Annotated in this window: 2 protein-coding genes; one reads left to right on the forward strand and one right to left on the reverse strand. The window is 53.2% G+C overall.

Going from position 1 to position 2,858, the window contains the following annotated elements; translation table 11 throughout:
- Window positions 1-38 precede the first annotated feature (38 nt).
- Window positions 39-1,025: a polysaccharide deacetylase family protein gene (locus ABYW01_RS18410; RefSeq protein WP_372835662.1), complete on the reverse strand. Its 987-nt coding sequence runs from the start codon at window positions 1,023-1,025 to the stop codon at window positions 39-41.
- Between the two features lie 172 nt (window positions 1,026-1,197).
- On the opposite strand from ABYW01_RS18410, the gene ABYW01_RS18415 reads away from it, so the two are divergent.
- Window positions 1,198-2,688, forward strand: coding sequence for a glutamate--cysteine ligase (locus ABYW01_RS18415; RefSeq protein ID WP_372835664.1), 1,491 nt, complete (start codon window positions 1,198-1,200; stop codon window positions 2,686-2,688).
- The last annotated feature ends 170 nt before the right edge of the window (window positions 2,689-2,858 follow it).

Genomic DNA, 2,858 nt, shown 5'->3' on the forward strand with positions numbered 1-2,858 from the left:
GAAAGTCAGGTGACCCAGCGTTGAGTCACCCATATTAGTCAGCGAATATGGTGCACCATCAGCTTAAAACGGCTGAAGGTGGTATCAGACCCGATACCGTAGCGATAAAGATGCATGCGCTCAGTGTCGGGCAGGTTCGCGCCCGGACGCATATTGACACAGCTGGCAAAGCCCGCACTGCTGATCAGCTGTGCTGTCACCGGGTCGTGGTCCTGAGTACTGCCATTTGGATAGGCAAAGTGATCACAGCGACGACCTACCATCTCTTCAATCACACGTTTGGATTCGTTGATCTCCCGCGCCTGTTCTTCGGCGGACAGTCGGCTGAGAATCGCATGACTGCAAGTATGTGCGCCAAACTCGATCAAACCTGAGTCCCGCATCTCATCAATTTCTGCCTGACTGAGCAGACGATACGGCGAGTGGTTCTCAATCGGTTTTTCAGGATCGCCGCCCAGCGTTGAAATGAGTTGTTTTACTTCGGTATTCAGGCGACTGTTGATCATCCCTTTCAAGGAGCCCTGAATGCGCGCAGATGCGGCCGCTTTGCCCGCAGGGTTGCTAAGATTGAACTGCATACCGTTCCAGCTCAATGCCGTTTCTGACGTTTCAGACAAGGCCTGATTCAGGCGACAGAACCAGATGGTGTCCTCACCATTCATCTGATCGGATACCAGGTAGATAGTGGCCGGGGCGTTGTATTTCTTCAGGATGGGAAACGCGAAATCATAGTTGTTCTGGTAACCATCGTCGAACGTGATCACGGCGGTCGGTTTATCTACATCACCGTTATCCAGCATCTGCACCGCTTCGGACAGGTGCACAATGTTGAAGTGTTCGCTCAGATAACGAATCTGCTCGTCAAAGGTCTCCTGACTGATAAAACACCAGTCATCAAACGGCAGTGGTTTATCCAGCACACCATGGTACGCCAGAATAGAAATGCCACGCCGTTTCAGCGTTTTGTGGAGCATGGCCGGGATGCCTGCAAAGCCCAGCCCTTTGATCACCAGATTCCTGATCACTGTTTTGATCCTTTGATATATCCGTATCCTGAGAAGTGCCCGACTATAGCACAGCACTCGTGAATGAACAGTGACCTGATCCGTAGCACAGCCCATCGGGAACGCCGACTGATTTGAGAACTGTGGGTATCCGTGCCATGCTGAATTGCATCGAAACAGCAGGCGGAACACGATGGGCCTGGATATCGAAAAGTCTGAATTTTCAGCCGCAGAGTACGGCCGCTTCAAAAAACAGTTGAACGGTAACCTGCAAGCATTGGAACAGTTGCTGAAACGGCCGGGGTTTGGCGAAGGAGCGACCACCATCGGTGCTGAGCTGGAGATCTATATCGTCGACCAGCAGGGACGCCCGTTGTTTGTTAATCAGGCCCTGCACGCAGCGGTTAACGACCCGCAGTTGGCGTTGGAGCTGAATCGCTACAATCTTGAATACAATTTGTCGCCGGTATCCGCGCAAGGTACACCGTTCTCCCAATTGGAAAATGAGATCCTTGGGGCGCTGAATGCTTTGCAGCATGCTGCTGATCAGTATGGGGGGCAAGTCGTCCCGATTGGCATTTTACCAACCTTGAAACGGCGTCATTTCGGTCCGCATGCGATGACCGATCTACCACGCTTTCATGCGCTAACCCGCGCACTGTCCCGCATGCGGGGGGAGCTGTTCTCGGTTCGGATTAACGGCCCAGAGCCCATCTCTTTGCGCTCCCGTGATGTCACGCTGGAAGGTGCAAACACCTCCATGCAATTGCATTGTCGCGTCGAGCCGGAACGTTTTGCGGCACTGTTTAATGCCATGCAGCTTGCGACACCGATCGTATTAGCGATTGCTGGAAACTCACCGTTTATGCTCGGGCAGAGGCTGTGGCATGAGACCCGGATACCGCTGATTAAGCACGCGATTGACGGTCGTACCCGGGATGTGCGTGAAGCGCATCTGCCTTCACGGGTCAGTTTTGGGCATGGCTGGGTCAGGCATGGTGCTTACGAGCTGTTCGCAGAATCTGTCCATCTGCATGAACCGATATTACCCATCTGCAACGGGGAAGATGCGCTGGCGCTGGCCGGGGCGGGGGAGCTGCCATCGTTATTTGAACTGCGGTTGCATCAAGGGACCGTCTGGCCGTGGAATCGGCCGGTATTTGATGATGCCGGAGGGGGCCACCTGAGAATAGAGATGCGTGCCTTGCCTGCCGGTCCCAGTCCGTGTGACATGATGGCGAATGCCGCATTCCTTTTGGGATTAGCGGAAGGCATGAGCAAAGATATAGAAGCGAGGATTCCGACCATGCCGTTTCTGGCCGTTGAGCATAATTTTTACCGTGCGGCAGAAAAAGGTTTGATGGCACATCTGCTGTGGCCCGACCCGGAGGGGCATAAACCGCTGGTGACATTACCGGCATGTGAGTTGGCGCTGTCGTTATTGCCGTTAGCTGAAGAAGGGTTGCGGCAGATTGGGGTGGATGAAACGGAGAGTAAGCATTATTTGGGTATTATCCGGCAACGCATTCAAAACCGTATGACCGGTGCCTGTTGGCAGCTGAAAACCTTTAAGCGACTATTAAACACTGAAGTGCGGCATCGTGCGCTGACCCTGATGGTTAAGCGTTATATTGAACATGTACGTAACAATCAACCCGTTTCTAGCTGGATGGAGAGCAGGTGACTAACAGGGAACAACAGCCGATACACTGTATACACAACCCCACGCCGGAGATGATTTCCTCTAGCGTAGAGGGATTTTTGAATCAGCTGGGTGGCCCGGCAATGATTACCGTGGAAGGTCATGATCGCAGTCGAACACGGGCTATCTGCACGCTGCTTCACGGCAATGAA

Origin of the sequence: Pontibacterium sp., assembly GCF_041587635.1 — a bacterium.
GTDB lineage: Bacteria > Pseudomonadota > Gammaproteobacteria > Pseudomonadales > Balneatricaceae > Pontibacterium.

Coding starts and splice junctions, on each gene's coding strand:
- ABYW01_RS18415 (WP_372835664.1), top strand. CDS start 1,198: ATGGGCCTGGATATCGAAAAGTCTGAATTTTCAGCCGCAGAGTACGGC.